The 22,905-nt window shown below is 65.4% G+C and carries 29 protein-coding genes; 16 read left to right on the forward strand and 13 right to left on the reverse strand.

Annotation, left to right across the window (positions count from 1 at the left end; translation table 11 throughout):
- The first annotated feature begins 65 nt into the window (after positions 1 to 65).
- Together XM50_RS15045 and XM50_RS15050 are read left to right on the forward strand one after the other, a co-directional pair.
- Positions 66 to 1,049: an SPFH domain-containing protein gene (locus XM50_RS15045; protein WP_046410634.1), complete on the forward strand. Its 984-nt coding sequence runs from the start codon at positions 66 to 68 to the stop codon at positions 1,047 to 1,049.
- Positions 1,049 to 1,495: an NfeD family protein gene (locus XM50_RS15050; protein WP_046411739.1), complete on the forward strand. Its 447-nt coding sequence runs from the start codon at positions 1,049 to 1,051 to the stop codon at positions 1,493 to 1,495. The genes XM50_RS15045 and XM50_RS15050 overlap by 1 nt, the downstream gene beginning before the upstream one ends.
- Here XM50_RS15050 and XM50_RS15055 read toward each other — a convergent pair.
- Positions 1,492 to 2,580: a mechanosensitive ion channel family protein gene (locus XM50_RS15055; RefSeq protein WP_052742662.1), complete on the reverse strand. Its 1,089-nt coding sequence runs from the start codon at positions 2,578 to 2,580 to the stop codon at positions 1,492 to 1,494. The genes XM50_RS15050 and XM50_RS15055 overlap by 4 nt on opposite strands.
- Positions 2,581 to 2,684: 104 nt before the next feature.
- Between XM50_RS15055 and XM50_RS15060 the strand changes: the two genes are divergently transcribed.
- The 9 genes from XM50_RS15060 to XM50_RS15100 are packed head-to-tail and all read left to right on the forward strand — an operon-like array spanning position 2,685 to position 9,236.
- Complete coding sequence (locus tag XM50_RS15060) at positions 2,685 to 3,389, forward strand: response regulator transcription factor (protein ID WP_046410638.1); 705 nt, start codon at positions 2,685 to 2,687, stop codon at positions 3,387 to 3,389.
- Positions 3,358 to 4,926 carry a sensor histidine kinase gene (locus XM50_RS15065; protein WP_046410639.1) on the forward strand — a complete coding sequence of 523 codons (1,569 nt, stop codon included), beginning with the start codon at positions 3,358 to 3,360 and terminating at the stop codon, positions 4,924 to 4,926. Before XM50_RS15060 ends, XM50_RS15065 begins: the two co-directional genes overlap by 32 nt.
- Position 4,927: 1 nt before the next feature.
- The gene (locus XM50_RS15070) at positions 4,928 to 5,359 is read left to right on the forward strand and encodes an HPr kinase/phosphorylase (protein ID WP_046410640.1); all 432 of its coding nucleotides are present in this window, start codon (positions 4,928 to 4,930) and stop codon (positions 5,357 to 5,359) included.
- Positions 5,356 to 6,270 carry an RNase adapter RapZ gene (gene rapZ, locus XM50_RS15075; RefSeq protein WP_046410642.1) on the forward strand — a complete coding sequence of 305 codons (915 nt, stop codon included), beginning with the start codon at positions 5,356 to 5,358 and terminating at the stop codon, positions 6,268 to 6,270. Before XM50_RS15070 ends, rapZ begins: the two co-directional genes overlap by 4 nt.
- A gap of 17 nt (positions 6,271 to 6,287) precedes the next feature.
- Positions 6,288 to 6,701, forward strand: coding sequence for a PTS sugar transporter subunit IIA (locus XM50_RS15080; protein WP_046411740.1), 414 nt, complete (start codon positions 6,288 to 6,290; stop codon positions 6,699 to 6,701).
- Positions 6,698 to 6,967 (forward strand): HPr family phosphocarrier protein, encoded by a 270-nt coding sequence (locus tag XM50_RS15085; RefSeq protein ID WP_046410643.1) that lies wholly within the window; start codon positions 6,698 to 6,700, stop codon positions 6,965 to 6,967. The genes XM50_RS15080 and XM50_RS15085 overlap by 4 nt, the downstream gene beginning before the upstream one ends.
- 13 nt (positions 6,968 to 6,980) lie before the next feature.
- Positions 6,981 to 7,787: a TrmH family RNA methyltransferase gene (locus XM50_RS15090; protein ID WP_046410645.1), complete on the forward strand. Its 807-nt coding sequence runs from the start codon at positions 6,981 to 6,983 to the stop codon at positions 7,785 to 7,787.
- 6 nt (positions 7,788 to 7,793) lie between these two features.
- Positions 7,794 to 8,270: an RNA pyrophosphohydrolase gene (locus XM50_RS15095; protein ID WP_046410647.1), complete on the forward strand. Its 477-nt coding sequence runs from the start codon at positions 7,794 to 7,796 to the stop codon at positions 8,268 to 8,270.
- Positions 8,271 to 8,327: 57 nt separating this feature from the next.
- Positions 8,328 to 9,236, forward strand: coding sequence for a DUF481 domain-containing protein (locus XM50_RS15100; protein ID WP_231621995.1), 909 nt, complete (start codon positions 8,328 to 8,330; stop codon positions 9,234 to 9,236).
- A gap of 57 nt (positions 9,237 to 9,293) precedes the next feature.
- Here the strand turns inward: XM50_RS15100 and XM50_RS15105 are convergent, their stop codons facing one another.
- The 4 genes from XM50_RS15105 to thiE form a co-directional block, all read right to left on the reverse strand.
- Complete coding sequence (locus XM50_RS15105; RefSeq protein ID WP_046410648.1) at positions 9,294 to 10,106, reverse strand: inositol monophosphatase family protein; 813 nt, start codon at positions 10,104 to 10,106, stop codon at positions 9,294 to 9,296.
- Positions 10,107 to 10,214: 108 nt separating this feature from the next.
- On the reverse strand, positions 10,215 to 10,778 hold the full coding sequence (efp, locus tag XM50_RS15110) for an elongation factor P (RefSeq protein WP_046410650.1): 564 nt from the start codon (positions 10,776 to 10,778) through the stop codon (positions 10,215 to 10,217).
- A 34-nt stretch (positions 10,779 to 10,812) separates the two neighbouring features.
- Positions 10,813 to 11,406: a M23 family metallopeptidase gene (locus XM50_RS15115; protein ID WP_046410651.1), complete on the reverse strand. Its 594-nt coding sequence runs from the start codon at positions 11,404 to 11,406 to the stop codon at positions 10,813 to 10,815.
- Positions 11,407 to 11,529: 123 nt separating this feature from the next.
- Complete coding sequence (gene thiE / locus XM50_RS15120) at positions 11,530 to 12,207, reverse strand: thiamine phosphate synthase (RefSeq protein WP_046410653.1); 678 nt, start codon at positions 12,205 to 12,207, stop codon at positions 11,530 to 11,532.
- Between the two features lie 104 nt (positions 12,208 to 12,311).
- On the opposite strand from thiE, the gene XM50_RS15125 reads away from it, so the two are divergent.
- A complete protein-coding gene (locus XM50_RS15125) occupies positions 12,312 to 12,992 on the forward strand; it encodes a fasciclin domain-containing protein (protein WP_046411744.1) in 681 nt (226 codons plus the stop codon).
- Between the two features lie 20 nt (positions 12,993 to 13,012).
- Here the strand turns inward: XM50_RS15125 and XM50_RS15130 are convergent, their stop codons facing one another.
- From XM50_RS15130 to pgsA, 3 genes are read right to left on the reverse strand one after another with little or no spacing between them, the layout of a single operon-like run.
- A complete protein-coding gene (locus XM50_RS15130) occupies positions 13,013 to 13,462 on the reverse strand; it encodes a molybdenum cofactor biosynthesis protein MoaE (protein WP_046410654.1) in 450 nt (149 codons plus the stop codon).
- Positions 13,459 to 13,710: a molybdopterin converting factor subunit 1 gene (gene moaD / locus XM50_RS15135; RefSeq protein ID WP_046410656.1), complete on the reverse strand. Its 252-nt coding sequence runs from the start codon at positions 13,708 to 13,710 to the stop codon at positions 13,459 to 13,461. The genes XM50_RS15130 and moaD overlap by 4 nt, the downstream gene beginning before the upstream one ends.
- A 6-nt stretch (positions 13,711 to 13,716) precedes the next feature.
- The gene (pgsA, locus tag XM50_RS15140; RefSeq protein ID WP_046411745.1) at positions 13,717 to 14,283 is read right to left on the reverse strand and encodes a CDP-diacylglycerol--glycerol-3-phosphate 3-phosphatidyltransferase; all 567 of its coding nucleotides are present in this window, start codon (positions 14,281 to 14,283) and stop codon (positions 13,717 to 13,719) included.
- A 159-nt stretch (positions 14,284 to 14,442) separates the two neighbouring features.
- Between pgsA and XM50_RS15145 the strand changes: the two genes are divergently transcribed.
- From XM50_RS15145 to XM50_RS15155, 3 genes are all read left to right on the forward strand, one after another.
- Positions 14,443 to 15,738: an MFS transporter gene (locus tag XM50_RS15145; RefSeq protein WP_046410657.1), complete on the forward strand. Its 1,296-nt coding sequence runs from the start codon at positions 14,443 to 14,445 to the stop codon at positions 15,736 to 15,738.
- Positions 15,739 to 16,025: 287 nt separating this feature from the next.
- Entirely contained in the window at positions 16,026 to 16,550 is a 525-nt protein-coding gene (locus XM50_RS15150) for a gamma carbonic anhydrase family protein (protein ID WP_046410659.1), read from the forward strand.
- Positions 16,551 to 16,625: 75 nt separating this feature from the next.
- The gene (locus XM50_RS15155; protein ID WP_046410661.1) at positions 16,626 to 17,603 is read left to right on the forward strand and encodes an NAD(P)H-dependent flavin oxidoreductase; all 978 of its coding nucleotides are present in this window, start codon (positions 16,626 to 16,628) and stop codon (positions 17,601 to 17,603) included.
- Positions 17,604 to 17,703: 100 nt separating this feature from the next.
- Here the strand turns inward: XM50_RS15155 and XM50_RS15160 are convergent, their stop codons facing one another.
- Positions 17,704 to 17,982: a DUF3297 family protein gene (locus tag XM50_RS15160; protein ID WP_046410662.1), complete on the reverse strand. Its 279-nt coding sequence runs from the start codon at positions 17,980 to 17,982 to the stop codon at positions 17,704 to 17,706.
- 101 nt (positions 17,983 to 18,083) lie between these two features.
- Positions 18,084 to 18,449, reverse strand: a complete 366-nt coding sequence (locus tag XM50_RS15165; protein ID WP_046410664.1) for a hypothetical protein — start codon at positions 18,447 to 18,449, stop codon at positions 18,084 to 18,086.
- Positions 18,450 to 18,589: 140 nt separating this feature from the next.
- On the opposite strand from XM50_RS15165, the gene XM50_RS15170 reads away from it, so the two are divergent.
- Positions 18,590 to 18,997, forward strand: coding sequence for an EVE domain-containing protein (locus XM50_RS15170; RefSeq protein WP_046410665.1), 408 nt, complete (start codon positions 18,590 to 18,592; stop codon positions 18,995 to 18,997).
- Positions 18,998 to 19,025: 28 nt separating this feature from the next.
- On the opposite strand, the gene XM50_RS15175 is transcribed toward XM50_RS15170, so the two are convergent.
- The 3 genes from XM50_RS15175 to typA form a co-directional block, all read right to left on the reverse strand.
- Positions 19,026 to 19,730: a hypothetical protein gene (locus XM50_RS15175; protein WP_046410667.1), complete on the reverse strand. Its 705-nt coding sequence runs from the start codon at positions 19,728 to 19,730 to the stop codon at positions 19,026 to 19,028.
- Positions 19,731 to 19,760: 30 nt separating this feature from the next.
- Positions 19,761 to 20,852 (reverse strand): oxidoreductase, encoded by a 1,092-nt coding sequence (locus XM50_RS15180; RefSeq protein ID WP_046410669.1) that lies wholly within the window; start codon positions 20,850 to 20,852, stop codon positions 19,761 to 19,763.
- Between the two features lie 176 nt (positions 20,853 to 21,028).
- Positions 21,029 to 22,852, reverse strand: coding sequence for a translational GTPase TypA (gene typA / locus XM50_RS15185; protein ID WP_046410670.1), 1,824 nt, complete (start codon positions 22,850 to 22,852; stop codon positions 21,029 to 21,031).
- Between the last annotated feature and the right edge of the window lie 53 nt (positions 22,853 to 22,905).

Genomic DNA, 22,905 nt, shown 5'->3' on the forward strand with positions numbered 1-22,905 from the left:
ATCCGCTAGGCCCCCTCGCATCCGACTGCTAGGCTATTGAACGAAAAGCGAGAGGATCGAGGCGAATGGCACTTCTCACCGCGGCGCTCGTTCTGGTGCTGGTCCTTCTGTACCTGATGATCAGCATCAAGATCGTGCGCCAGGGCTATCAATACACGATCGAGCATTTCGGCCGGTACACCACCACGGCGGCGCCGGGGTTCAATTTCTATCCGGCCTTCTTCTATCGCGTTGGCCGCCGGGTGAACATGATGGAACAGGTCATCGACATTCCGGGGCAGGAGATCATCACCAAGGACAATGCGATGATCTCCACCGACGGGGTCGTCTTTTTCCAGGTGCTGGACGCCGCCAAGGCCGCCTATGAAGTCTCCGACATGCATACGGCGCTGCTGCAGCTGACCACCACCAACCTGCGCACTGTCATGGGATCGATGGATCTCGATGAGACGCTGTCCAAACGTGACGAGATCAACGCGCGGCTTCTCGCGGTAGTCGACCATGCGACGACACCGTGGGGCGTCAAGATCACCCGCGTCGAGATCAAGGACATCCGCCCGCCCGCCGATATCGTGAATGCCATGGGACGCCAGATGAAGGCGGAACGCGAAAAACGCGCCAATATCCTTGAGGCAGAAGGCATGCGCGCTTCCGAAATCCTGCGCGCTGAAGGCCAGAAGCAGGCCCGAATCCTCGAAGCAGAAGGCCGCCGCGAAGCCGCATTCCGCGAAGCTGAAGCGCGCGAGCGCGGCGCTGAGGCCGAGGCGAAGGCGACACAGGTCGTATCGGACGCCATCGCGCAGGGCGGGACGCAGAGCCTCAATTACTTCATCGCGCAAAAGTACGTCGAGGCGGTCGGCAAATTCGCGACGAGTCCGAATGCCAAGACGATCCTCTTCCCAGTAGAGGCCACCCAACTGGTCGGCACGCTGGGCGGGATCGGCGAACTGGCCAAGGCTGCACTTGCTGAAGCCGGCGTGGCGACCAACCCGCCACCTTCCGCCGCGCGCCAGACGGTGCCTCGTGTTCGCGAACGCGGACCTGAATGATGCTGGGCGGCATCCTCTCCAACATGGCGCTGGTGTGGCTCATCGGCGCTGTGCTTCTGGCGATTGCGGAGCTGCTCGTTCCCGGCATCTTCCTGATCTTCGTTGCCATTGCGGCCGCGGTCCTGGCGGCGGTGACCTTCGCGTTTCCGGATCTACCGATCGCGGTGCAGCTCGCCGTGTTCGCAGCTTGGAGCGTGATGACCGTGATGATCGGCCAAAGCTGGTACCGCGACTATCCGGTGGATTCGAGCGATCCGCACCTGAATGATCGCGCGGCCCGGCTCGTCGGCCAGCATGTGGCCGTCACCGCGCCGATCGTTTCCGGCCGGGGCCGTGTCCGGATTGGCGACGGCGAATGGCCTGCCACTGGACCTGACAGCCCGGCCGGGGCGACGGTGCGCATCGTCAAATTCGATGGCGTCACTGCCGTAGTGGAGAAGGTCTAGGCCCGGGCCGGGTGATCAGCGGCAAGCACATCATCCACCTGAACAAGGCGACGGCGCGGCAGCGCCTCGGGCATTTCGTCGCGAATGAAGGCGAGCATGGCTTCCCGAAGATCGCACCGCAGGTCGAAGGCGGTCGCCGCGTTCTTGGCGGTCGCGAGGACACGCACCTCGATCGCATCGGGCTTCGTATCGGTTACCTGAAGAACGAAGGCGCGACCGTCCCAGCGCGGGTTCGCACGGACGACCTGTTCGTAATGGCGGCGAAGCCTGGGAATGTCGGCGGTCGGATCCAGCCAGAAGAAGGCGCTGCCAAGCAACTGGCTCGTGTTGCGGGTCCAGTTCTGGAACGGCATCTCGAGAAATCGGGATACCGGAACAACCAATCGGCGCTCATCCCAAAGAGCAACCACCACATAGGTGAGGCGGATCTCCTCCACCCTTCCCCACTCACCCTCGATAATCAGCACATCGTCGATCCTGATCGGCTCGGTAAAGGCAAGCTGAACGCCGGCGATCAGGTTCTTGAGCGCAGGCTGCGCTGCGGCACCCACCGCAAGACCGGCAAGGCCCGCGGATGCCATGAGCGTGATCCCGATGCTTCTGATGCTGGGGATAGACAACAGCATCAAGGCGATGGTGATCAACGCGATGGCAATGACGCCGATCCGGCTGAGGATCGTGGTGCGTGTGCGCCGCCGTCGGGCACGAAGATTGTCTTCGACCGCTATGTCGTAGCGGATCTCGACCGCCCGCGCATATACCCGAACGATCGTGATCAGCAGCCATCCGATCAGGCCGGGGACGATGAAACCGGCGGCGAGCCCCCATAGCTCGTTGGCCCAGGATGGCAGATCGAGGAAGCGCCGGCTCGCCGCAAGCGCAATCGCAGCTGCGATCCAGCGGAGCGGTCGCTTCGCGAGCGCCAACGCGGCGTCGTCAATCGAATCTGGTGTGCGTGCGGCCAGACGCCGGCCTACCGCCATGAAGAGCGCGTGAACAACGAGCCCGACCAACACCGCCCCGGCCGCAATCGCGACATTGGCGATCAGCGACGGCACCTCCCAGCCAGTCCACTCGATCCTCATGCCAGCACAAGCGACCTTGAGGAGCCGCGGTTCCACTGCATTGCAGCATCACTCTTGTCACACACCATTGAGACATCAGCCGCTTTGCAGTATCGCTCCGTTCCATGACGGCAACGATCGCGCTCGTCGACGACGACCGAAATATCCTCACCTCCGTGTCTATCGCGCTTCAGACCGAAGGGTTTCTGACGCGGGTCTATTCGGATGGTGAGACAGCGCTGAAGGCTCTGGTGGATAATCCGCCGGACCTCGCAATCTTCGACATCAAGATGCCGCGAATGGACGGGCTGGAGCTCCTTCGGCGCTTTCGTGAGCGCAGCCAGGTTCCGGTCATCTTCCTGACGAGCAAGGATGATGAACTCGACGAGGCGCTTGGCCTCGCGATGGGCGCGGATGATTATATTGCCAAGCCCTTCAGCCAGCGGCTGCTGATCGCGCGTATCCGCGCCATCTTGCGCCGCACCGACCTCGCGCTGGCGAGCGAGCCTGGCGAGGCTGAGATTGCGGCGGCGCTCGACCGCGGGCACCTCTCGATGGATCCCGCGCGGCATAAGGTGACGTGGAAGGGTGAACCGGTCACGCTGACGGTCACCGAATTCCTGATCCTGGAGACGCTGGCGCAGCGCCCTGGCATCGTGAAGACCCGCAATCAGTTGATGGACGCGGCGTACCAAGACGACATCTACGTCGATGACCGCACGATAGATTCCCACATCAAGCGCGTTCGTCGCAAGTTCCGACAGGTTGATCCGGCCTTTGACGCCATCGAGACTTTATATGGCGCCGGATACCGTTTCTCAGAAGAATGACTCCAGCGACCTGACGCTTCGCTGGTCCGGGCGGGTATCGCTTACCCGCCGGATCCTCGCGGTGAATGTGTTCGCCCTCCTGCTTCTGGCAGGCGGGTTCTTTTACCTCGATTCCTATCGCAGCAGGATCCTCGACAGCCGAACGGAGCAGGCGATCCGGGAGGCGCGCCTCATGGCGGAGGCTCTGGCCGTCGCCCCGGCGGCTACGCGCGCGCCGCTCATTCGCCTGTTTGCGCGCGATACGGGCACACGCATCCGCCTTTTCGCTGCCAATGGCGACCTGCTCTACGACAGCCGCGCCTTGGGCGAGCGCAACTTCCTGCTGCGCGATCCAGACAAGGACGGCCTCGGCCAGCGAATTGCGCGCTTCCTCGACGCCGGCATCGACACCGTCGTCGGAGCCAAACGCCCGCCATTGTATCGTGAGCGTGACGATGGGCTGGACTGGACGGACGTGAAGAGCGCGCTGACCGGTTACCCATCGGGCACGGTGTGGCGGGCGCCCGATCGCACCCCGGTCATTACCGCAGCCGCGCGGCAGCCGAACGGTAACGCCGCCCTGATGACCACGATCAACGCGCGAGACATTACCCAGACCGTACGGGTCGAGCGTTTCCGGCTGAGCGTCGTCCTGGCCGTCGTGACGCTGGTGTCGATCCTCCTGTCGCTCTTCCTCGCGCGCACGATCGTCCGGCCGCTCCGCCGGCTCGCGCGGGCGGCGGTTCGCGTCCGCTTGGGACGTGCGCGCGAGGTGGTGGTGCCGCGCCTGCCGGATCGACGGGACGAAATCGGCATGCTGGCGCGCGCGCTGTCGGACATGAGCCTCGCGCTGCGGGCACGCATCGACGCGACCGAGGCATTCGCAGCCGACGTCACGCACGAATTAAAGAACCCCCTCGCCTCCCTCCGCTCCGCCGTTGACGGCCTCGCCAGCGTCAAGGATCCCGAACTTCAGGCGCGCCTGTTGGCGATCGTTCGGGACGACGTGCACCGCCTGGATCGTTTGATCAGCGACATTTCGGATGCCTCGCGACTGGACGCGCAGCTCAGCCGCGCAAAATTCGAACCCGTCGATATCGGCGCGATGCTGAAGGCGATCATTGCCCATCATCAGGAGCGCGGTATCGACCGTGACGTTCGCCTTCGGTTCGATGATGCGGGCGCAACGCCGCTCGTCATCCTTGGGGAAGGCGCGCGCCTTGAGCGGGTGTTCGAGAATCTGATCGACAATGCGGTCTCGTTTTCCCCGCAGGGCGGTGTCGTGTCGATCGCGCCCGCGGTCCGTGCGGGGAAGCTTGAGCTGCGCTTCGAGGACGAAGGGCCGGGCGTGCCCGAGGACGCGCGCGAAGCCATCTTCCGTCGATTTCAGTCGATCCGTCCCGACGGCGAGGATTTCGGGCGGCACTCCGGCCTGGGATTGGCGATTGCCCGGACGATCGTGGAGGCGCATGGCGGGACAATTCACGTCGAGTCGCGGGAGGATCGATTAAGTGGCGCCCGCTTCGTCCTCCGCCTCCCCTTCCCCGGTTATCAATAACATGCCTGGCATTGAGACTATTCACGCCTCGACCGTTGCGATCGACGGGCGGGGGATAATGCTGATGGGTCCATCAGGCGTGGGTAAATCCGATCTCGCGCTTCGCCTGATCGATCGGGGGGCGTTGCTGGTGTCCGATGACTATACCCGGCTCACACCGACGCCCTCGGCATTGCTCGCCAGTGCGCCAATGACCATTGGCGGGCGCCTGGAAATTCGCGGCCTCGGGATTGTGCCGGTTCCCCACGTTGATGACGTGCCCGTCGCGCTGGCCGTCCGGCTTCTCCGGGACAACATGCCCGCGCCCGAGCGTATGCCGGAACGATTGGTCGAGACGTTCGCTGGAATAGCGGTTCGGCTCGTGAACCTTGATCCACGACCGGCCTCCGCACCACTCGTCATCGAATATGCCTTGAGACACGATTTCCCATGACGCCTCCTTCCCAAATCCTGCTGGTCACCGGGATGTCCGGAGCAGGCAAATCCACCGCCCTGAACACGCTGGAGGATCTGGGATGGGAGATCGTCGACAATCTCCCCCTGTTCCTGCTCGATCGCCTGCTTAGTGCCGAGGCGGCTCTTGGTCGTGATGAGACGTCACGTCCGCTTGCCATCGGCATCGGCGCGAACACGCGGGACTTCGATGCGGAAGCGATCGTGAGACTGGTCGATCGGCTTCGGTCCGCCGGTCGGCACGACATCAGCGTCCTGTTCCTTGACTGCGCATCCGACGAGCTTGCCCGGCGCTATGATGAAACGCGCCGTCGCCACCCCCTCGCCGCCGACCGCCCCGCACGGGAAGGGATCGAGCGGGAGCGTGCCCTTGTCGATCCACTGCGCCGCTGGGCTGCGGGCCTGATTGACACCAGCTACTACACCAGTGCCGATCTCGCACAGGCTATCCGGCGCCGGTTCTTCCACCCGGGTCTGGGAGAACCCGCGATCACGGTCATGTCTTTCGGCTTCTCGCGGGGCTTGCCCCGGGACGCCGATCTCGTCTTCGACATGCGGTTTTTGCGCAACCCGCATTGGGATCCCGCGTTGCGTCCGGGCACGGGTATCGACGCGCCGGTCGCGGACTATGTTGCGCAAGATCCTGCCTATGAGCCTGCCGTGTCGCGGATCGAGGACCTTCTGCTGCTGTTGCTGCCCCGCTACCGCGCCGAAGGAAAATCCTATATCAATATCGCTTTCGGTTGTACCGGCGGAAGACACCGGTCGGTCCATGTGGCGGAGCGCGTGGCGGCGCGGTTGCGCAGCGCGGCATTTTCGCCCACGGTGGTCCATCGGGATCTTGCGGCACTGCAGCAGGGTACGTTCGAGGATCGGCCTGACGGGCAATGAACGGATTGACGACACAGATGATCGGGCTGGTGCTCGTTACGCACGGCCGGCTGGCCGATGAATTCGTGACGGCAATGGAACATGTGGTGGGGCCGCAGGAGCAGGTGCGCACGGTCGCGATCGGCCCTGACGACGACATGGAGGCGCGCCGCGCGGATATTCGCCAGGCGATCGCCGATGTTGACGGCGGGCGCGGCGTCATCGTCCTGACCGACCTGTTCGGCGGCACGCCCTCCAACCTCGCCATTTCGTTGATGGAGCGCGGCCACATCGAGGTGATCGCAGGCATCAACCTGCCCATGCTGATCCGGCTTGAGTCGGCGCGTCGCAAGATGGGGGTTGCCGCCGCGGTCGCAGCCGCGCGAGAGGCAGGGCGAAAGTACATTTCTGTCGCCTCCGAGGTTCTGGGTATGGGCGAAGCGGTCGCGTGACGGTCTCGCGCGAGGTTCTCATTTCCAACCGCCGTGGGCTCCACGCACGGGCCAGCGCGAAGTTCGTCACCCTTGCAACGCAGCAGCCGATCGCGGTGCAGGTCGCGAAGGGGAGTGCTACCGTGACGGGCACGTCGATCATGGGGCTGATGATGCTGGGCGCCGCGAAGGGCGACACGATCACGATCAGCGCGCAGGGCGACAATGCCGCTCAGGTGGTCGACACGATGTGCGCCCTTGTCGAAGAGAAGTTCGGCGAAGACTGACAACGGATCAGAGATGCCGCGTACCATCACCGCTTTTTCCAATCCGCTGGTCAAGCGGATCCAATCGCTGCGCGACAAGCGTCATCGCCGCGAAGAAGGCCTCTTCCTTGCCGAGGGGCTGCGCATCCTGACTGAGGCGCGCGAGACAGGCCGTGTTCCGCGCTATCTGTTCTTTGCCGCCCCCAGCGCCCGGCATCCGCTCGTATCCGCACTGGTGGATGCGGTCGAAGGCAGCGGCGGCGAAGCGATCGAGACCAGCGAAGCGATCCTCTCGAAGCTGTCGGGCAAGGATAATCCCCAGGCCGTGGTCGGTGCGTTCGACACGTTCGATTCGCGTCTCGAGGATCTTGATCGCACCACCAGCCCGATCTGGCTTGTCGCCGAACGGCTCCGAGATCCCGGTAACCTCGGCACGATCCTGCGCACGGGAGATGCGGTGGGTGCGGGCGGACTGGTCCTGATCGGCGACAGCGTCGATCCATTCTCGACCGAAGCAGTGCGGGCCAGCATGGGGGCGCTGTTCACCGTGCCACTGGTGCGCGCATCGTGGGACCAGTTCCTGCCTTGGCTGCGAAGCGGGCCCGGCCAGTTGGTCGGCCTGAGCCTGCGCACCGACAACCATTACCGTCATGCAGATTATCAAACGCCCACCTTCCTTCTGACGGGCAACGAAGCGCAAGGCCTGCCGGCGGAGATCGAGGCGGAATGCGACCTCCTCGTCAAAATGCCGATGCTTGGTAAAGCGGACAGCCTGAACGCGGCTGTCGCGACTGCGGTGATGGCGTATGAGGTCCTCGCCCACGCGCAGAACAGAGGGTAGCTTTTCATGTCCACGGCCGATCTCCCGTACCGACCCTGCGTGGGCGTCATGCTGCTCAATGGCAGCGGCAAGGTATTCGTCGGCCAGCGGCTGGATACTACCCTGGAGGCTTGGCAGATGCCCCAAGGCGGCATCGACCCGGGCGAGCAACCCCTGGAAACGGCGCTGCGCGAACTGGGCGAGGAAACCGGTATCCGGCCAGAGCACGTCTCCCTGATCGCCGAGGCGCCGCAGGAGTTCCGCTACGACCTTCCGCCTGAGCTCATTGGGAAGGTATGGAAGGGCCGCTACCGCGGGCAAGTCCAGCGCTGGTTCCTCTTCCGCTTCCTCGGCTCGGACAATGACATCCGGATCGACACGCAGCATCCCGAATTCCGCGCCTGGAAATGGGCAGACCCCGCAGACTTGCCGACCATCATTGTTCCGTTCAAGCGCACGCTCTATCGGGAAGTGCTCGGCGCCTTTTCAACTCACCTCGGTTGACCCACTGCCCACCGGCCTTCCGTTCACCCGCTTCACGCTTTTAGGTATGACTGCATCGTGATCTACCCGCTCCTCCTGATCGCTGCGACAGCTGCTGCTGATGGAGGCGCCACGCAGGATGAGGAGCGGATCGTCATTCCGCCGCCGATCCGCGCGATGCTGGATGCCGCCATCGCCTCGGGTAACGAGAACGAGGTTTCGACCATCGTCAAATATGCCCGCGCCGCCGATCCGGCGAGCGGCGATGCTGTGCTGCGGATCGCGGACGAATGGCGCGAGGTGCGCGCCAAGGATCGCCAGACGCGGATCGTCCGGGCCGGCTGGACCGACCTGTGGGTCGGGCGCGCCGAGGTGGGAGGCTTCATCACGACCGGTAATTCCAACACGGCGGGCGCAACCGGCGTGCTGGACCTGACGCGCGAAGGGCTGGAGTGGCGGCACAAGCTACGCGGGCGGATCGATTACCAGCGCAGCCTCGGCATCACCACGCGCGAACATTATCTCGCCGCTTATGAGCCCAACTGGAAACTCGATTCCCGTCGCTATGTCTATGGCGCGCTTCAGTATGAAAGCGATCGCTTCCTGGGCTATTCCGATCGTTATTCGGCATCGGCCGGTGCGGGTTACAGCGCGATCCAGTCACCCAAGGTGACGCTGAACCTGGAACTGGGCCCTGCCTTCCGTCACACGGAATTCACCGATGCAACGGTGGAGAGCAGCATCGCAGCGCGCGGGAGCGTGGACTTTGACTGGAAACTGACCCCCGGCCTGACGCTGCGGCAGGACGCATCGGCCTATCTGCAGCAGTTCAACTCCACCGTCAGCAGCACGACCGCGATGGCCGCCAAGCTGCTGGGGCCGCTCTCCGCGCAGGTGAGCTACACAGTACAATATGAAAGCATGCCGCCCGAGGGCCGCGTGTCCACGGACACGATCAGCCGGGCGTCGCTGGTGTATACGTTCTGACAGCCATGCGCGCGCGCCTTGAACGGGCACGCGCAAACATTCCCGAGCAGCGTCAACTCAGCGGAGCGCACCAGCCAGCAGCTTGTGCAATTTGGAGTGCAGGCCGTCATTGGCGGCGAGGAACTCGTTGCGTTCCAGCGCGCGATCACCACCGCGGAAATCGGTCACGAAGCCGCCGGCTTCCTTGACCAGCAACATGCCGGCGGCGACGTCCCAGATGTGCAGCTTTGATTCCCAATAACCGTCGAACCGGCCGGCCGCGACCCAGGCAAGATCAAGCGCCGCCGAGCCCAGCCGGCGGATACCCGCCACCTGCGGCGCAATGGAGCCGAAGATGCGGGTCCATTCGGCAAAGTCACCATGGCCCATGAACGGGATGCCGGTCGCGACGACCGCCTCGGTCAGCTCACGACGAGAAGATACGCGCAGGCGCTGGTCCTGCAACCACGCCCCGCGTCCCTTCTCCGCCCAGAAGCTTTCGTCGGTCAGCGGCTGGTAGATCAGCGCGGTCGTGATGTCACGCTTGCCGTTGGGCATCGGCTCTTCAACCGCGATCGACATCGCGAAATGCGGGATGCCGTGCAAGAAGTTGGTGGTGCCATCGAGCGGGTCGATGATGAAACGCGGCTTGTTGGGGTCGCCCGCCACTTCGCCGCGCTCTTCCATGATGAAGCCCCAGTCGGGTCGCGCCTTGGAAAGCTCCTCATACAGCGTCTGCTCGGCACGCTTGTCAGCCATGGACACGAAATCCGCCGGCCCCTTGCGGCTCACCTGAAGGTGCTGGACTTCGTTGAAGTCGCGCCGCAGCCGTGGCGCGGCCTTGCGAGCGGCGCGTTCGATGACGGTGAAGAGACCGGAATGAGCTGGCATGTCGTCTACTTTCTTGCTTCCCCGTGAGGAAGCGAGGGGAGGGCCTGAAACGAAAACGCGACGCCGGGAGACATGCCCTCCCCTGGCCCCTCCCGCCTGCGGGAAAGACTATTCGGCGCGGCGGACGTAGGTCTGCTCGTACACGTCGACCACGATGCGCGTGCCGCTTGCGATGTGCGGCGGCACCATCACGCGCACGCCATTGTCGAGCACGGCCGGCTTGTAGCTGGACGAGGCGGTCTGCCCCTTCACCACGGCGTCCGCCTCGACGATCGTCGCCTCGATCGTATCCGGCAGCTGCACGCTGATGGCTTCCTCTTCGTAGAGTTCCATCACCACGTCCATGCCATCCTGCAGGAACGCGGCGGCATCACCAAGCAGATCGCGCGGCAGCGTCACCTGGTCATAGGTTTCCTTGTCCATGAACACGAGGCTGTCGCCCTCAGCGAACAGGAACTGGAAATCCTTGGTATCAAGGCGAACGCGCTCCACCGTTTCCGCCGAGCGGAAACGCACGTTATTCTTGCGACCATCGCGCAGGTTCTTGAGTTCGACCTGCATATAGGCGCCGCCCTTGCCGGGCTGCGTATGCTGGATCTTCACGGCGCGCCAGATGCCGCCTTCATACTCGATAATGTTACCCGGACGGATATCGACGCCGCTGATCTTCATGGTCTATACCTGCTGGAAAGAGCGATGGGCGCGTCTAGCGGCGAAGTGCCGATCCGGCAAGCAGCGGGTATGGATTGACCGGCGTTCCCTGATGCCAGCGCTCACCCGGCGCCATCCGGTTGACCGCGAAATGCAGGTGCGTGTTGCCCGCCCCTGCGTTGCCCGTGTCGCCGACAAATCCCAGCAGCGTGCCGCGCTGAACCGGTGATCCTTCGCGGATTCCCGGGGCGTAGCCGGCGAGATGCGCATAATAATAGATCCATTCCCGGCCCGGCGAGCGGACGTAGAGCGTGGTGCCGCCGGCGGCGCTTTCGAAGAGCTTTTCCACCTGCCCCGGGGCGGCCGCGAGGACCGGGGTTCCGCCCGGGGCGGGGATGTCGATTGCCTGGTGCGCGCGAGTGCCGTCGCCGCGGCTGTCGCCCCAGCTGTCGGCGATCTGATCCGCCGAAACCCCTGCCACGGGCATGCCGATCGTGGCCGCGACCGGGAATTCAGCGGGGGGTATCGGCCTGTCTGCGGAGAAGTTTGGCCGCTTCTGAGGAGCGACTGGCCCGAAGGACAGCATGGAGGCGAAACCGATCACCGCCAGCAGGATGAGGGACAAGATCGTTCCGCCCAGCCGCGTCATTGCATCCTGGCTCCCCTGCCGGTTCCAACCAAGCGAAGGCAGGGGCCGGAGCCTCTACCTTCATCATCGGCAAACCGATCAGGCGGCGGTTGTTTCCCGCCGGGCGAGGGCTGAGCGTCGTGTTCAGCCGAGCGCGGCGTTGAACGCGCGGACGGCCGCTGCCTCGTCACCGCTCCAGACCGCGCCCGACACGGCGATGAAATCCGCGCCCGCAGCAACGAGCGGCGGCGCGTTTTCTGGGGTGATTCCGCCAATCGCCACGCAGGGAAGTTCGAACAGGGTCGACCACCAGGACAGGATCACGGGTTCGGGGCGATGCTTCACCTCCTTGGTGGTGGTGGGATAGAAGCTGCCGAAGGCGACATAGTCCGCACCTGCGTCCCCCGCCTCCATCGCAAGGTGACGGCTGTCGTGGCAGGTAACGCCGATCTGGACGCCGGGGCCGAGGATCTGCCGCGCCTCGCGCGGGTCGCCATCCTCCTGGCCGAGATGGACACCGTCGGCGCCGAGCCGCTTGGCGAGCGAGATGCTGTCGTTGACGATGAACGCCACGTCGCGGTCGGCGCAGATGCGCTGCAGCGGCTCGGCGAAACGCGCGGCATCATGCTGGTTGATGTCCTTCACGCGATATTGAAACGCGGCCACGGGGCCAGCATCGAGCGCGCGGGCGAGACGGTCCGGGAAAGCGCCGGCAACGTCGAGCGGGGAGATCAGATACAGCTGGCACGGCGGGCGACGATCGTCGCGCTTGAACGCGGCAGCAAATTCGGGGTCGAGCGGGCCCAGGGGATCTTCGATCATTTCACTCGCCTAGCCGCACGGACACGCATACGGAAGCCCGTGGCCAACACCTGCCCCCGCCCCGCGTGCAACGAACGCCATGCCTGCCGCGTTTAACCGCGATGATGGCACATCGTTCGAGAGCCTTCGCCCTGCCGGCAGCGGCCGGCATCCTGGCGGTGCTGGCCGGGTGCAGCCAGCCGGCAAAGCAGGTGGCGCAGCTGCCGCCCGCGCCGACCGCGGTCGCGCACCAGCCGCCGCCGGTTGCACCGCCGCTGACCCCCGCGGGGATGCGCGCCGCGGCCGCCGCCACTGCGATCAACCCCTATGTCGGCGGCGCCGCGATGCTGGGCAACCGGACCATCGCGGAGAATTGCGCCAGCGCCCCCAATCTGCGGATGCTGACCCGGGCGATCAGCCTGAGCACCGCGCGCCAGACCTTGTCCGCGGCCAGCCCGGTCACCGTCTTCGCGCCCACCGACAGCGCCTTCGGCCGCCTGAACCGCGGTGCGGTGAACCAGCTTCTTGCCCCCGCCAACCGGCCTGCGCTGGACCGGGTCATGAGCTATCACATGGTGCCCGGCACGATCACCCTCGCCGACCTGCGCGGGCGGATCGCCGCCGCGGGGGGATCGGTGCAGCTGCCCACGGTCGCGGGCGTGCCGCTGACCGCGACCAGCGACGGACAGGCGATCGCGCTGATCGATGCCAATGGCAGCAAGAGCTATGTCGAGACGCCCGACGTCCAGCAGGTCAACGGGATCGTTCATGTGGTGAACGGCGTGCTCGTTCCCCGCATGGGCTGACGGCGAGGGCCTAGCCCCCCTCAGCCGCGCCAGCGCGCGGCGGCCGCATCATCGGTGCTGCGCGCGTCGACCCAGCGCGTTTCCGCGCCCAGCCGCTCCCGCTTCCAGAACGGCGCATCGGTCTTCAACCGGTCGATGAGAAAGGCGCAGGCGTCGAGCGCGGCGGCGCGGTGCGCCGAACAGGCGGCAACAAACACGATCCGGTCGCCGGGGTCCATCGGCCCAACCCGGTGCACGATCGTCACGCCCGCGAGCGGCCAGCGCGCGGACGCTTCCGCGGCAAGCGCCTCGAGCGCCCTCTCGGTGGCGCCGGGATAATGTTCCAGCGTCAGTTCGGTGACGCCATCGTCACCGCGCACCAGACCAGTGAAGGTCGCGACGGCGCCGCCCTGCGTGTCGCCCGCACCCTCGGCCAGCGTCATTTCCGCGGCGATATCGATCGGCGCGTCGCTGACCACGACGCGGATCATCCGCCCGTCACCGGGGGGAAGATCGCGATCTCCGCCGCGCCGTCGATCGGCGTATCGAGGGGCACGAAGTTCTGGTCACGTGCCGCCCGCAGCCGGTCGCGCCGAGCAAAGGCGGTGGCGTGCGCCTCGGACCGACCGGCGAGCCAGCCCACCAGATCGGCGATCGTGACCACGGTGGCCGGTGGGGCGACATCCTCCTCGGGCACGCCGACCTGCTCACGCACCCACGCGAAATACACCATCCGCATGGCCGGTCAGTCCATATGCCGCAGGCCGGCGCGCAGATAATCCCACCCGGTGACCAGTGTCAGCGCGGCAGCGCCCCAGAGCGAGACCAGCCCGACCAGCTTGATCCAGCCGAGCGCGGGCAAGGCGCCGGCGAGGATCAGCGCGCCGAACGAGACCAGCTGCAACGCGGTCTTCCACTTGGCGAGGCGCGAGACGGGGAGCGACACCTGAAGCCCCGCGAGGAATTCGCGCAGGCCCGAGACTGCGATTTCCCGCAACAGGATGATCAGCGCGGCGATGATGTGAACGCCGGTAATGACGGCGATGTCATTGTGCCGCGTGCCCACCAGCATCAGGATGACCGCCGCGACCATGATCTTGTCAGCGATCGGATCAAGGAAGACGCCCAGTTTCGAGACGGTACCCTGCGCGCGCGCCAGATAGCCGTCGAAATAGTCGGTCAGGCCCATCAGGCAGTAGAGCGCGAACGCAAGGCCGAAGCCGGTGTGCCAGCTGGGCCACCAGAGCAGCGCCACCAGCGCCGGCACGGCGACGATTCGCGACAGGGTGAGAAGGTTGGGAAGCGATAACACGACAGCAGACTTAAACCGGCAGCGCCCCGGTGCAAGCCTGCTCACCGTGCCGATCGGGTCCATGGGGCGGCATCGATCGTACTATGCGCAGGGTTGGCATGACCGTCGACCAACGGCTATGCCCGCCTCCATTCTGCCACAACCGGGCCATTTTGCGCCATGATCAATGCCCTCGGGCTTCTTAAACGGCGACGCTTCCTGCCGCTTTTCATCACCCAGTTCCTCGGCGCGTTTAACGACAATCTGTTCAAGACCTCGATGGTCCTGTTCGCGACGTACGAAATTTTCGCGAGCGAAACGCAGGAAAGCTTCTTCAACGCGCTGGCCGCCGCGCTCTTCATCCTCCCTTATTTCATCCTGTCGGCGCTGGCCGGGCAGCTGGCGGATACGACCGACAAGGCGCGCATCATCCGGCTGGTGAAAATCGCCGAGTTCGTGATCATGGCGATCGGTTGCGCCGGGTTGCTGCTCGCGCGGACAGGGCAAGTGACGCTGCCGGTCGCGCTGATGCTGCTGGCGATCGTCGGGCTCGGCATCCATTCGACCTTCTTCAGCCCGATCAAATACGCCATCCTGCCGCAGCATCTGGAGGATGAGGACGTGCTGGGCGGCACGGGCCTGGTCGAGGCGGGCACGTACCTGTCGATCCTGCTCGGCACGATCGTGGCCGGGTTCATCTACGAATCGATCACCCTCATCGCGACGACCACCTTCCTCGTTGCGCTGCTGGGCTATATTTCCGCGCGGCTGGTGCCCCCTGCCCCGCGCCTCGGCCCGCCACTGAAGCTCGATTTCCATCCGCTGCGCGCGTCGTGGCGGCTGGTGGCAGGCACGATGCACATCCCGCGCCTGTTCCTCGCGATCTGCGCGATCAGCTTCTTCTGGACGATCGGATCGGTGCTGGTGGTGATCTTCCCGCCGCTGGTGAAGAACGTGCTGACCGCGGACGCCAGCGTCGCCAGCCTGGTGCTCGCCATCTTCTCGGTCGGCGTGGCGATCGGATCGGTGGTGATCAACCTGATGCTGCGCGGGCAGATCTCGGCGCGTTATTCGCCCGCGTCGGTCATCGCGATGGGCGCGGCGGTGCTTGCCTTCTGGTTCGTCGCGACCCGCTGGGATGCAGCGCCCGCGGGGACGCTGTACGACATTCCCGCGTTCGTGACGCATCCCGGCGCGCCGCTCGTGCTGCTGACGTTGCTGTTCGTGGCGACATTCGGCGGCATGTTCGTGGTGCCGCTCTACGCCTTTCTCACCACCACCGTGCCCAAGGATCAGACCGCGCGCACCGTGGCGGCGAACAATGTCGTCAACGCCGGCGCTATGACGATCGGCTCGGCGGCGGTGGCGGGGATCACGGCGCTGGGGGCGACAGCCAGCCAGTTGCTGCTGGTGGTCGCTGGCATGTGCCTCGTCTCGGCATGGATCGCGCAGCGGCTGCATCGCGCCTGCGACTGACCCGCGGGCGCGACCGTCAGCTTGGGCGACGGGCGATCACATCATCAAGGTGTAGAAGCAGATGAAGAAGGCGGTGAAGCTCAGCACGAACAGCTTCAGATCCTGATCGTCGTCGCGCCGATCGCGCCCCTTGGTAGGCGGCGCCATCGTCTGGCGGATCGGGTGGCGAAAGGATGACGGAGGAGGCTGACGATCCATAGGCAATGGTTAACGCCGCATTTACCTTTTCGCACCCGCCATTCGTGACCGCGGTGCGCAACTGTCCAAGGATGATACAGGAGAGAGAAATGCCCCTTTACGAATTCCGCGGCCGGCGACCCGTCTGTCACGAAACCGCCTGGGTTGCGCCCAGCGCCGATCTGGTGGGGGACGTGCGGCTCGCGGAGGATAGCAGCGTGTGGTTTCGCGCAGTGATCCGGGGCGACAATACGACCATCCCGATCGGCGCGCGCAGCAACATCCAGGAAGGCGCGATGCTCCATTCCGATCCGGGCGCGCCGCTGACCATCGGCGAGGATTGCACGATCGGCCACCATGCCATCCTTCATGGCTGCACGATCGGGGACCGCGTGCTGATCGGCATGGGCGCGACCGTCCTTAACCGCGCGGTCATCCCCGATGACTGTATCGTCGGCGCCAACGCGCTGGTGACCGAAGGCAAGACCTTCCCGCCAGGCAGCCTGATCGTGGGCAGCCCGGCGCGCGCGGTGAAGCAGCTGGACGAGGCGGCGATCGCATCGCTGAAGGTCTCGGCGGCGCATTATGTGCAGAATGCACGCGACGCCGGCGACAACCTGCGCCGGGTGGACTAAGCGTCCTTTACGATTGTTCAGGGAGCCGATGGTACATGCTGGACAGATAGTTTCGGGGAGGACATAACCAAAATTATGTCTGTCCCAGCGATCCTTTCTCGCCTGCGGTTGCCGGTCATCGGCTCCCCGCTTTTCATCATTTCCGGGCCCGATCTCGTGATCGCGCAGTGCAAGGCGGGGATCGTCGGATCCTTCCCGGCGCTCAACGCGCGGCCGCAGGGGCTGCTCGACGAGTGGCTGCACCGCATCACCGAGGAGTTGGCGGCGCACAACCGGGACAATCCGGATCGCCCCGCCGCGCCCTTCGCGGTGAACCAGATCGTGCACAAGTCCAACGACCGGCTCGAGGCGGATCTGGCCACCTGCGAGAAGTGGCAGGTGCCGATCACCATCACCTCGCTCGGCGCACGCGAGGAATTGAACCAGGCGGTGCACAATTGGGGCGGTATCACCTTCCACGACGTGATCGACGACCGGTTTGCGCGCAAGGCGATCGAAAAGGGTGCCGACGGGCTGATCCCGGTGGCGAGCGGTGCGGGCGGCCATGCCGGTCGCCTGTCGCCCTTCGCGCTGGTCAGCGAGATCCGGCAGTGGTTCGACGGCCCGGTCGCGCTGTCGGGCGCGATCGCGACGGGAGATGCGGTGCTCGCCGCGCAGGCAATGGGCGCTGATTTCGCCTATATCGGATCGCCCTTCATCGCGACGGTCGAGGCCAATGCTGACGAGGGCTACAAGAACGGCATCGTCGAGGGGAAGGCGGCCGATATCGTCTATTCCAACCTCTTCACCGGCGTGCACGGCAATTACCTGCGCGGCTCGATCGAGCGGGCCGGGCTGGACCCCGACAATCTGCCCCAGGGCGATTACAAGACGATGAACTTCGGCCAGAATTCGAACGGCGAGCCGGCGAAGGCAAAGGCGTGGCGCGACATCTGGGGATCGGGCCAGGGCATCGGCGCGGTGCAGAAGGTGGAAACCGTCGCCGAGCGGATCGACCGCATGGAGCGCGAATATAATGCCGCGCGCGCGCGGCTGCAGCTGTCGGCTGCCTGAGTATCGGGCGCTGCGCCGGAATGTCGCCGGCGCCGCGCCTGATGGTACGTGATGATTGACGCGGGAAGGCGATCCCTCCCGCGTTTGTCACCAGCCGGATTTAGGCCTGGGCGTCGTCGCCTTCGTCAGCGACAGTGTCGCCGCCGGTCTGGAAATAGGCCTCGACCGGGCCGCTCAGCTTGATCGTCAGCGGGCGGCCGTGGCGATCGACCTTCTTGCCCAGCGCGACGCGGATCCACCCCTCCGAGATCGAATATTCCTCGACATCCTTGCGCTCGACACCCTTGAACCGGATGCCGATGCCGCGTTCCAGCGTCGGCTGGTCGAAATACGGGCTCGAAGGATCGATCGAAAGATGGTCGGGGGGCGTATCGGTCATGGCCGCGCGCGTAGCCGATCCGATCGCGGTGCCCAACAAAAAAAGCGGCGCGGGAAGCGTTGCTCCCCGCGCCGGTCCCTGCGTGCTGGTGGGACCCCGGCCTAGCGGCAGATGCGCACCGGCACCCGGCCGCCGTAATAAGGATCGTAGCGCCACTGCTGGAAGCAGCGCGGGCGATAATTGTAGCGGTAGTTGTTGTAATACCGGCGCGGCGCCCAGCCACGACGGTCGTAGCGATCGTAATAGCCGTCATAACCATAGCCGCCCCAGCGACCACGATCGTTGGACGACGCGATCGCCGCGCCAAGGCCAAGCCCGATGACGCCGCCGATCAGCGCGCCGGCAGCAACATCGCCGCCGCGATCATAGCCACGGCGCCAGCGCTGCGCCTCAGCCGGCGCGGCGGCGGCAAGGGCGGTGGCGGCCATCGCGGTCCCCAGCCCCGCCTTCATCAGAAAACCGTTCATCTCGAACCTCCTCATACAGCTACGCTCGGTCCGCTCTCCCGGTGCAAACGCATGATGCGGCAAGCGCGTTCATGCTACTTGCGCGATTCGGGCTGAACCGGCTCGGAATGTCGCGTTCACAAGGGGTTTAGGGAAAAGACATGGCCTATTGGCTGCTCCGGTCGGAGCCGGACGTTTACGGTTGGGATGATCTGGTCCGCGAGGGCGAGACCGAGTGGGACGGCGTGCGCAACTATACGGCACGCAATTTCCTCAAGGAGATGGAGCCCGGCGACCAGGCGATCTTCTACCATAGCAACAAGGAAAAGGCCGCGGTCGGCGTGATGGAGATCATCCGCGCATGGCAACCCGATGGCGACAAGGAACAATGGGCCAAGGTGCGGGTCCGCCCGGTAGAACGGCTGGCCAACCCGGTACCGCTGGCGACGATGAAGAGCGACCCGCGGCTCGCCAGGCTGGAGGTGCTGCGGCAGAGCCGGTTGTCGGTGACGCCGGTTCGCGACGAGGAGTGGGACGTGTTGATGGAATTGGGCGGCGCAGTCGGCTGACGCGTGCAGCCGGCGGCGGGGAACAGCGTCAGAACTCGCGCACGACGCGCAGGCCCGCGGTGGGCCGCGCGCGGTGGGCGCGCAGCTTCTCCACGCCAAGCGACAGCTGGACGTTGGCGGCGTGGGAGACGCGCCGGTGGATCTGCGGGCTGAGCTTGACGCTGCGTTCGGCGCCGCCGGCGACGTTCAGCTCGGCGCCCAGGATCGTGCCGGGTCGCGCATCGTAGAACAGCGCATGGTTGAGCAGCAGGCCATTGCGTCCCGTCCGCCGACCCAGGCTGATCTCGTCGAGCCCGATCATGTTCATCGTGCTCCAGCGCGCGTTGAAGCGGTGGCCGGCGAGGTACAGCAAGGTGTTGGTGTAGCGGCCGCTGTCGCGGTGATAGATGCCGAGATACTGCACGCCATGCGCGCTGCGCCCGTCCGCCGACGCGCCGAGCGAGGATTGCAGGCCAAGCTTGTAGGCGGCCAGCCGGCGGCCGTCGAACGGCAGCTCGAACTCGATCGCATGCCCCCGGGCAAAGGCATATTCGATCTCTGGCGCCCATTCGGTCTCGTTCGCGCCGAAGGGCGAGCCGGTCTGGGCAAGGACATTGACCTCCAGCTCGCCGCGCTCCGCGCCGAGCGGGCGGACCATGTCGAAGATCATCGGCTCGGGGATCGAGGGATAGGTGCTGGCATGAGCGGCGCCGGCCAGGAAGGCGAGCGGCACCAGGGCACAGGACAGGCGCATGAAGTCTCCCGTTTTCACGAACGGTGACGCCTATGGGCGCGGCGGCCTGCCTTCCAGTCGCCAGGGCGTTTCCGACGACATTGTAACGTTTGCCGGGAGCGCGGGCGTGACCGCGCGTCGCTCCGCCGAGGCGCGCAGGCCAGCCTCGATCAAGGACATGGTGGCAAGTGCCTCTTCTGGCGGAACGGGATTGGGCCCCTCCCCGCGGATCGCGGCCACGACGCCCCGGTAGAAACGGCGCTGATCGCCGCTGACCGTGGCAACCGCCCGGCTGCCGGCGCCGTCGTGGAGGATCGCGGGATCGGGATCTTCCCCCCAGCCCGGCACGCCCGGGATCATGCCAGCCAGCAATTGCGCCTCCTGCTGATCGGGCATCGCCTTGACCAAAGTACCGCCCGTTCCATGCACCACGAAGCGCGGGCTGCCGCCGGCCGACAGCATGGAAGCGTGCACGATTATCCGCTTGTCGGGATAGGCGAGCACGGCGTGCGCCCAGTCATCAGCCTGCCCGCCCAGGCGAAGCACCGCCAGATCGGCCTCGATCCGCTCGGGCATGCCGAACAGATGCACCGCCTGATCGATCAGATGCGGCCCCAGATCATACCAGATGCCCCCGCCCGGCACGCGCCGCTCGCGCCAGCGATCGCGCACCTGCGGGCGAAAACGGTCGAAATGGCTTTCGAAATGGACAACCTGCCCCAGGTCGCCGCGCGCGATCGCTGCCGCGACGGTGAGGAAGTCACTGTCCCAGCGGCGGTTGTGAAAGACGCTGACGAGCCGCTTTGCCCGGCGAGCGGCGTCGACCACCGCGGCGGCATCGGCGAGCGTCAGCGCGAAGGGCTTGTCGACCACGACATGCTTGCCGGCGTCCAGCGCCGCCAGCGCGAGCGGGGCGTGACGATCATTGGGCGTGGCGACCACCACCAGATCGATGTCGTCGCGCGCGATCGCCGCCTCGGGCGTCGCCTCGACCGCGACATCGCCGAGCGCGGCGCGCACCGTATCGGGACGCGAGGAAGCGACCGCAGCGATCCGCAGCCCCTGGGTGGCGCCAATCAGCGGCGCGTGAAACACCCGGCCGGCATAGCCGAAGCCGATCAGCGCAACGCGGCAATCATCCATGACCTTTTCTCTCCGCTGTCACGCGCGGGAGTGCAAGTCGCGACCTGATGGGATGGGCGCAGGAGAAAGCCAGACACACGAACGCCGCCTCAGCCGGGGTGCCAGCAGCGCTGGCGTCCCGCGGCGAAGCGGCGTCGAATTGTCCGGGCCGATCACGACCCGTCCGGCAACAAGGATCAGGCGGCTTCGGCCGACCGCTTGTGGCGCTTGCGCTCGTTCGAATCGAGGTAGCGCTTGCGCAGGCGGATCGTCTTGGGCGTCACTTCGACCATCTCGTCGTCGTCGATGTACGCAATCGCCTGTTCCAGCGTCATCTTCTTCGGCGGGGTCAGGCGGATCGCATCGTCCTTGCCGCCCGAGGCGCGGAAGTTCGTCAGCTGCTTCGCCTTCATCGGGTTGACCTCAAGGTCTTCCGTCTTGGCGTTCTCGCCGATGATCATGCCCTCGTAGAGCGCCTCACCATGGCCGACGAACAGGATGCCGCGCGCCTCGAGCGGGCCGAGCGCGTAGGACTGTGCCTCGCCGGCGCCGTTGGAGATCAGCACGCCGTTCTTGCGGCCCTCGATCGGGCCCTTGTGCGGGCCATATTTCTCGAACAGCCGGTTCATAATGCCCGTGCCGCGCGTGTCGGACAGGAATTCACCATGATAGCCGATCATGCCGCGCGACGGCGCGGAGAAGGTGATGCGCGTCTTGCCACCGCCCGACGGACGCATGTCGGTCATCTCGGCCTTACGCAGGTTCATCTTCTCGACGACGGTGCCCGAATGCTCCTCGTCCACGTCGATGATGACGGTTTCATACGGCTCGAGCTTCTTGCCGTTCTCGTCCTCGCGGAACAGCACGCGCGGGCGGCTGATGCCGAGCTCGAAGCCCTCGCGGCGCATCGTCTCGATCAGAACGCCGAGCTGAAGTTCGCCACGGCCGGCGACTTCGAAGCTGTCGCGGTCGGCCGATTCGGTCACCTTGATCGCGACGTTCGATTCCGCCTCGCGGAACAGGCGGTCGCGGATCATGCGGCTCGTCACCTTGCTGCCCTCGCGGCCCGCCATCGGCGAATCGTTCACGGCGAACCGCATCGACAGCGTCGGCGGATCGATCGGCTGCGCCTGGATCGCCTCGGTCACGGTGATGTCGGCGATGGTGTTCGACACGGTCGCAACGGCAAGGCCGGCGAGGCTGATGATGTCGCCGGCGCGCGCCTCGTCGGTCGGCACGCGCTCAAGGCCCTGGAAGGTCATGATCTTGGACGCGCGGCCCGTCTCGATCACCTTGCCGTCCATGTCGAGCGCGTGGATCGGCTGGTTGATCTTCACCGTGCCCGAATTGACGCGGCCGGTGAGCACGCGGCCAAGGAAGTTGTCACGATCGAGCAGCGTCACCAGGAAGGTGAACGGTGCGTCGACGTCGAGCGCCGGCGGCGGCACGTGATCGACGATCTTCTGGAACAGCGGGGTCAGCGTGCCCTCGCGGCGATCGGGATCCTCGCTGGCGTAGCCGTTGCGGCCCGAGGCGTAGAGAACCGGGAAATCGAGCTGCTCGTCGGTCGCATCGAGGCTGACGAAGAGGTCGAACACCTCGTCCAGCACTTCCTGGATCCGCTGGTCGGGACGGTCGACCTTGTTGACGACGACGATCGGGCGCAGGCCCAGCGCCAGCGCCTTGCCGGTCACGAACTTCGTCTGCGGCATCGCGCCTTCCGACGAATCGACCAGCAGGATCACGCCGTCGACCATCGAGAGAATACGCTCCACCTCGCCGCCGAAGTCGGCGTGGCCCGGGGTATCGACGATGTTGATACGGGTGCCTTCCCACTCAATCGAGGTCGGCTTGGCCAGAATGGTGATCCCGCGCTCTTTCTCGAGATCATTGGAGTCCATGGCGCGCTCTTCGATGCGCTGATTGTCTCGAAAGGTGCCCGACTGGCGAAAGAGCTGGTCGACAAGAGTAGTTTTGCCATGATCGACGTGCGCGATGATGGCGATGTTGCGCAACTGCATCGGAATTCCTGAATGGCCGCGGCCCTCGCGGCGTTGAGGCGCCGTTAGCCTAT

This window comes from Sphingomonas sp. Ag1 (assembly GCF_000980895.1).
Classification (GTDB): Bacteria; Pseudomonadota; Alphaproteobacteria; order Sphingomonadales; family Sphingomonadaceae; genus Sphingomonas; species Sphingomonas panaciterrae.

What these genes read in the sequence shown, in the direction of transcription:
- XM50_RS15045 (WP_046410634.1), top strand. Translation starts at nt 66, where the DNA reads ATGGCACTTCTCACCGCGGCGCTCGTTCTGGTGCTGGTCCTTCTGTAC.
- XM50_RS15105 (WP_046410648.1), bottom strand. Translation starts at nt 10,106, where the DNA reads ATGCCAGCTCATTCCGGTCTCTTCACCGTCATCGAACGCGCCGCTCGC.
- XM50_RS15180 (WP_046410669.1), bottom strand. Translation starts at nt 20,852, where the DNA reads ATGGATGATTGCCGCGTTGCGCTGATCGGCTTCGGCTATGCCGGCCGG.
- XM50_RS15095 (WP_046410647.1), top strand. Translation starts at nt 7,794, where the DNA reads ATGTCCACGGCCGATCTCCCGTACCGACCCTGCGTGGGCGTCATGCTG.
- XM50_RS15130 (WP_046410654.1), bottom strand. Translation starts at nt 13,462, where the DNA reads ATGATCCGCGTCGTGGTCAGCGACGCGCCGATCGATATCGCCGCGGAA.
- XM50_RS15115 (WP_046410651.1), bottom strand. Translation starts at nt 11,406, where the DNA reads ATGACGCGGCTGGGCGGAACGATCTTGTCCCTCATCCTGCTGGCGGTG.
- XM50_RS15150 (WP_046410659.1), top strand. Translation starts at nt 16,026, where the DNA reads ATGCCCCTTTACGAATTCCGCGGCCGGCGACCCGTCTGTCACGAAACC.
- XM50_RS15160 (WP_046410662.1), bottom strand. Translation starts at nt 17,982, where the DNA reads ATGACCGATACGCCCCCCGACCATCTTTCGATCGATCCTTCGAGCCCG.
- XM50_RS15125 (WP_046411744.1), top strand. Translation starts at nt 12,312, where the DNA reads ATGGCACATCGTTCGAGAGCCTTCGCCCTGCCGGCAGCGGCCGGCATC.
- thiE (WP_046410653.1), bottom strand. Translation starts at nt 12,207, where the DNA reads ATGATCGAAGATCCCCTGGGCCCGCTCGACCCCGAATTTGCTGCCGCG.
- XM50_RS15050 (WP_046411739.1), top strand. Translation starts at nt 1,049, where the DNA reads ATGCTGGGCGGCATCCTCTCCAACATGGCGCTGGTGTGGCTCATCGGC.
- XM50_RS15065 (WP_046410639.1), top strand. Translation starts at nt 3,358, where the DNA reads ATGGCGCCGGATACCGTTTCTCAGAAGAATGACTCCAGCGACCTGACG.
- XM50_RS15070 (WP_046410640.1), top strand. Translation starts at nt 4,928, where the DNA reads ATGCCTGGCATTGAGACTATTCACGCCTCGACCGTTGCGATCGACGGG.
- XM50_RS15090 (WP_046410645.1), top strand. Translation starts at nt 6,981, where the DNA reads ATGCCGCGTACCATCACCGCTTTTTCCAATCCGCTGGTCAAGCGGATC.
- moaD (WP_046410656.1), bottom strand. Translation starts at nt 13,710, where the DNA reads ATGCGGATGGTGTATTTCGCGTGGGTGCGTGAGCAGGTCGGCGTGCCC.
- XM50_RS15060 (WP_046410638.1), top strand. Translation starts at nt 2,685, where the DNA reads ATGACGGCAACGATCGCGCTCGTCGACGACGACCGAAATATCCTCACC.
- rapZ (WP_046410642.1), top strand. Translation starts at nt 5,356, where the DNA reads ATGACGCCTCCTTCCCAAATCCTGCTGGTCACCGGGATGTCCGGAGCA.
- XM50_RS15175 (WP_046410667.1), bottom strand. Translation starts at nt 19,730, where the DNA reads ATGCGCCTGTCCTGTGCCCTGGTGCCGCTCGCCTTCCTGGCCGGCGCC.
- typA (WP_046410670.1), bottom strand. Translation starts at nt 22,852, where the DNA reads ATGCAGTTGCGCAACATCGCCATCATCGCGCACGTCGATCATGGCAAA.
- efp (WP_046410650.1), bottom strand. Translation starts at nt 10,778, where the DNA reads ATGAAGATCAGCGGCGTCGATATCCGTCCGGGTAACATTATCGAGTAT.
- XM50_RS15170 (WP_046410665.1), top strand. Translation starts at nt 18,590, where the DNA reads ATGGCCTATTGGCTGCTCCGGTCGGAGCCGGACGTTTACGGTTGGGAT.
- XM50_RS15165 (WP_046410664.1), bottom strand. Translation starts at nt 18,449, where the DNA reads ATGAACGGTTTTCTGATGAAGGCGGGGCTGGGGACCGCGATGGCCGCC.
- XM50_RS15080 (WP_046411740.1), top strand. Translation starts at nt 6,288, where the DNA reads ATGATCGGGCTGGTGCTCGTTACGCACGGCCGGCTGGCCGATGAATTC.
- XM50_RS15145 (WP_046410657.1), top strand. Translation starts at nt 14,443, where the DNA reads ATGATCAATGCCCTCGGGCTTCTTAAACGGCGACGCTTCCTGCCGCTT.
- XM50_RS15155 (WP_046410661.1), top strand. Translation starts at nt 16,626, where the DNA reads ATGTCTGTCCCAGCGATCCTTTCTCGCCTGCGGTTGCCGGTCATCGGC.
- XM50_RS15055 (WP_052742662.1), bottom strand. Translation starts at nt 2,580, where the DNA reads ATGAGGATCGAGTGGACTGGCTGGGAGGTGCCGTCGCTGATCGCCAAT.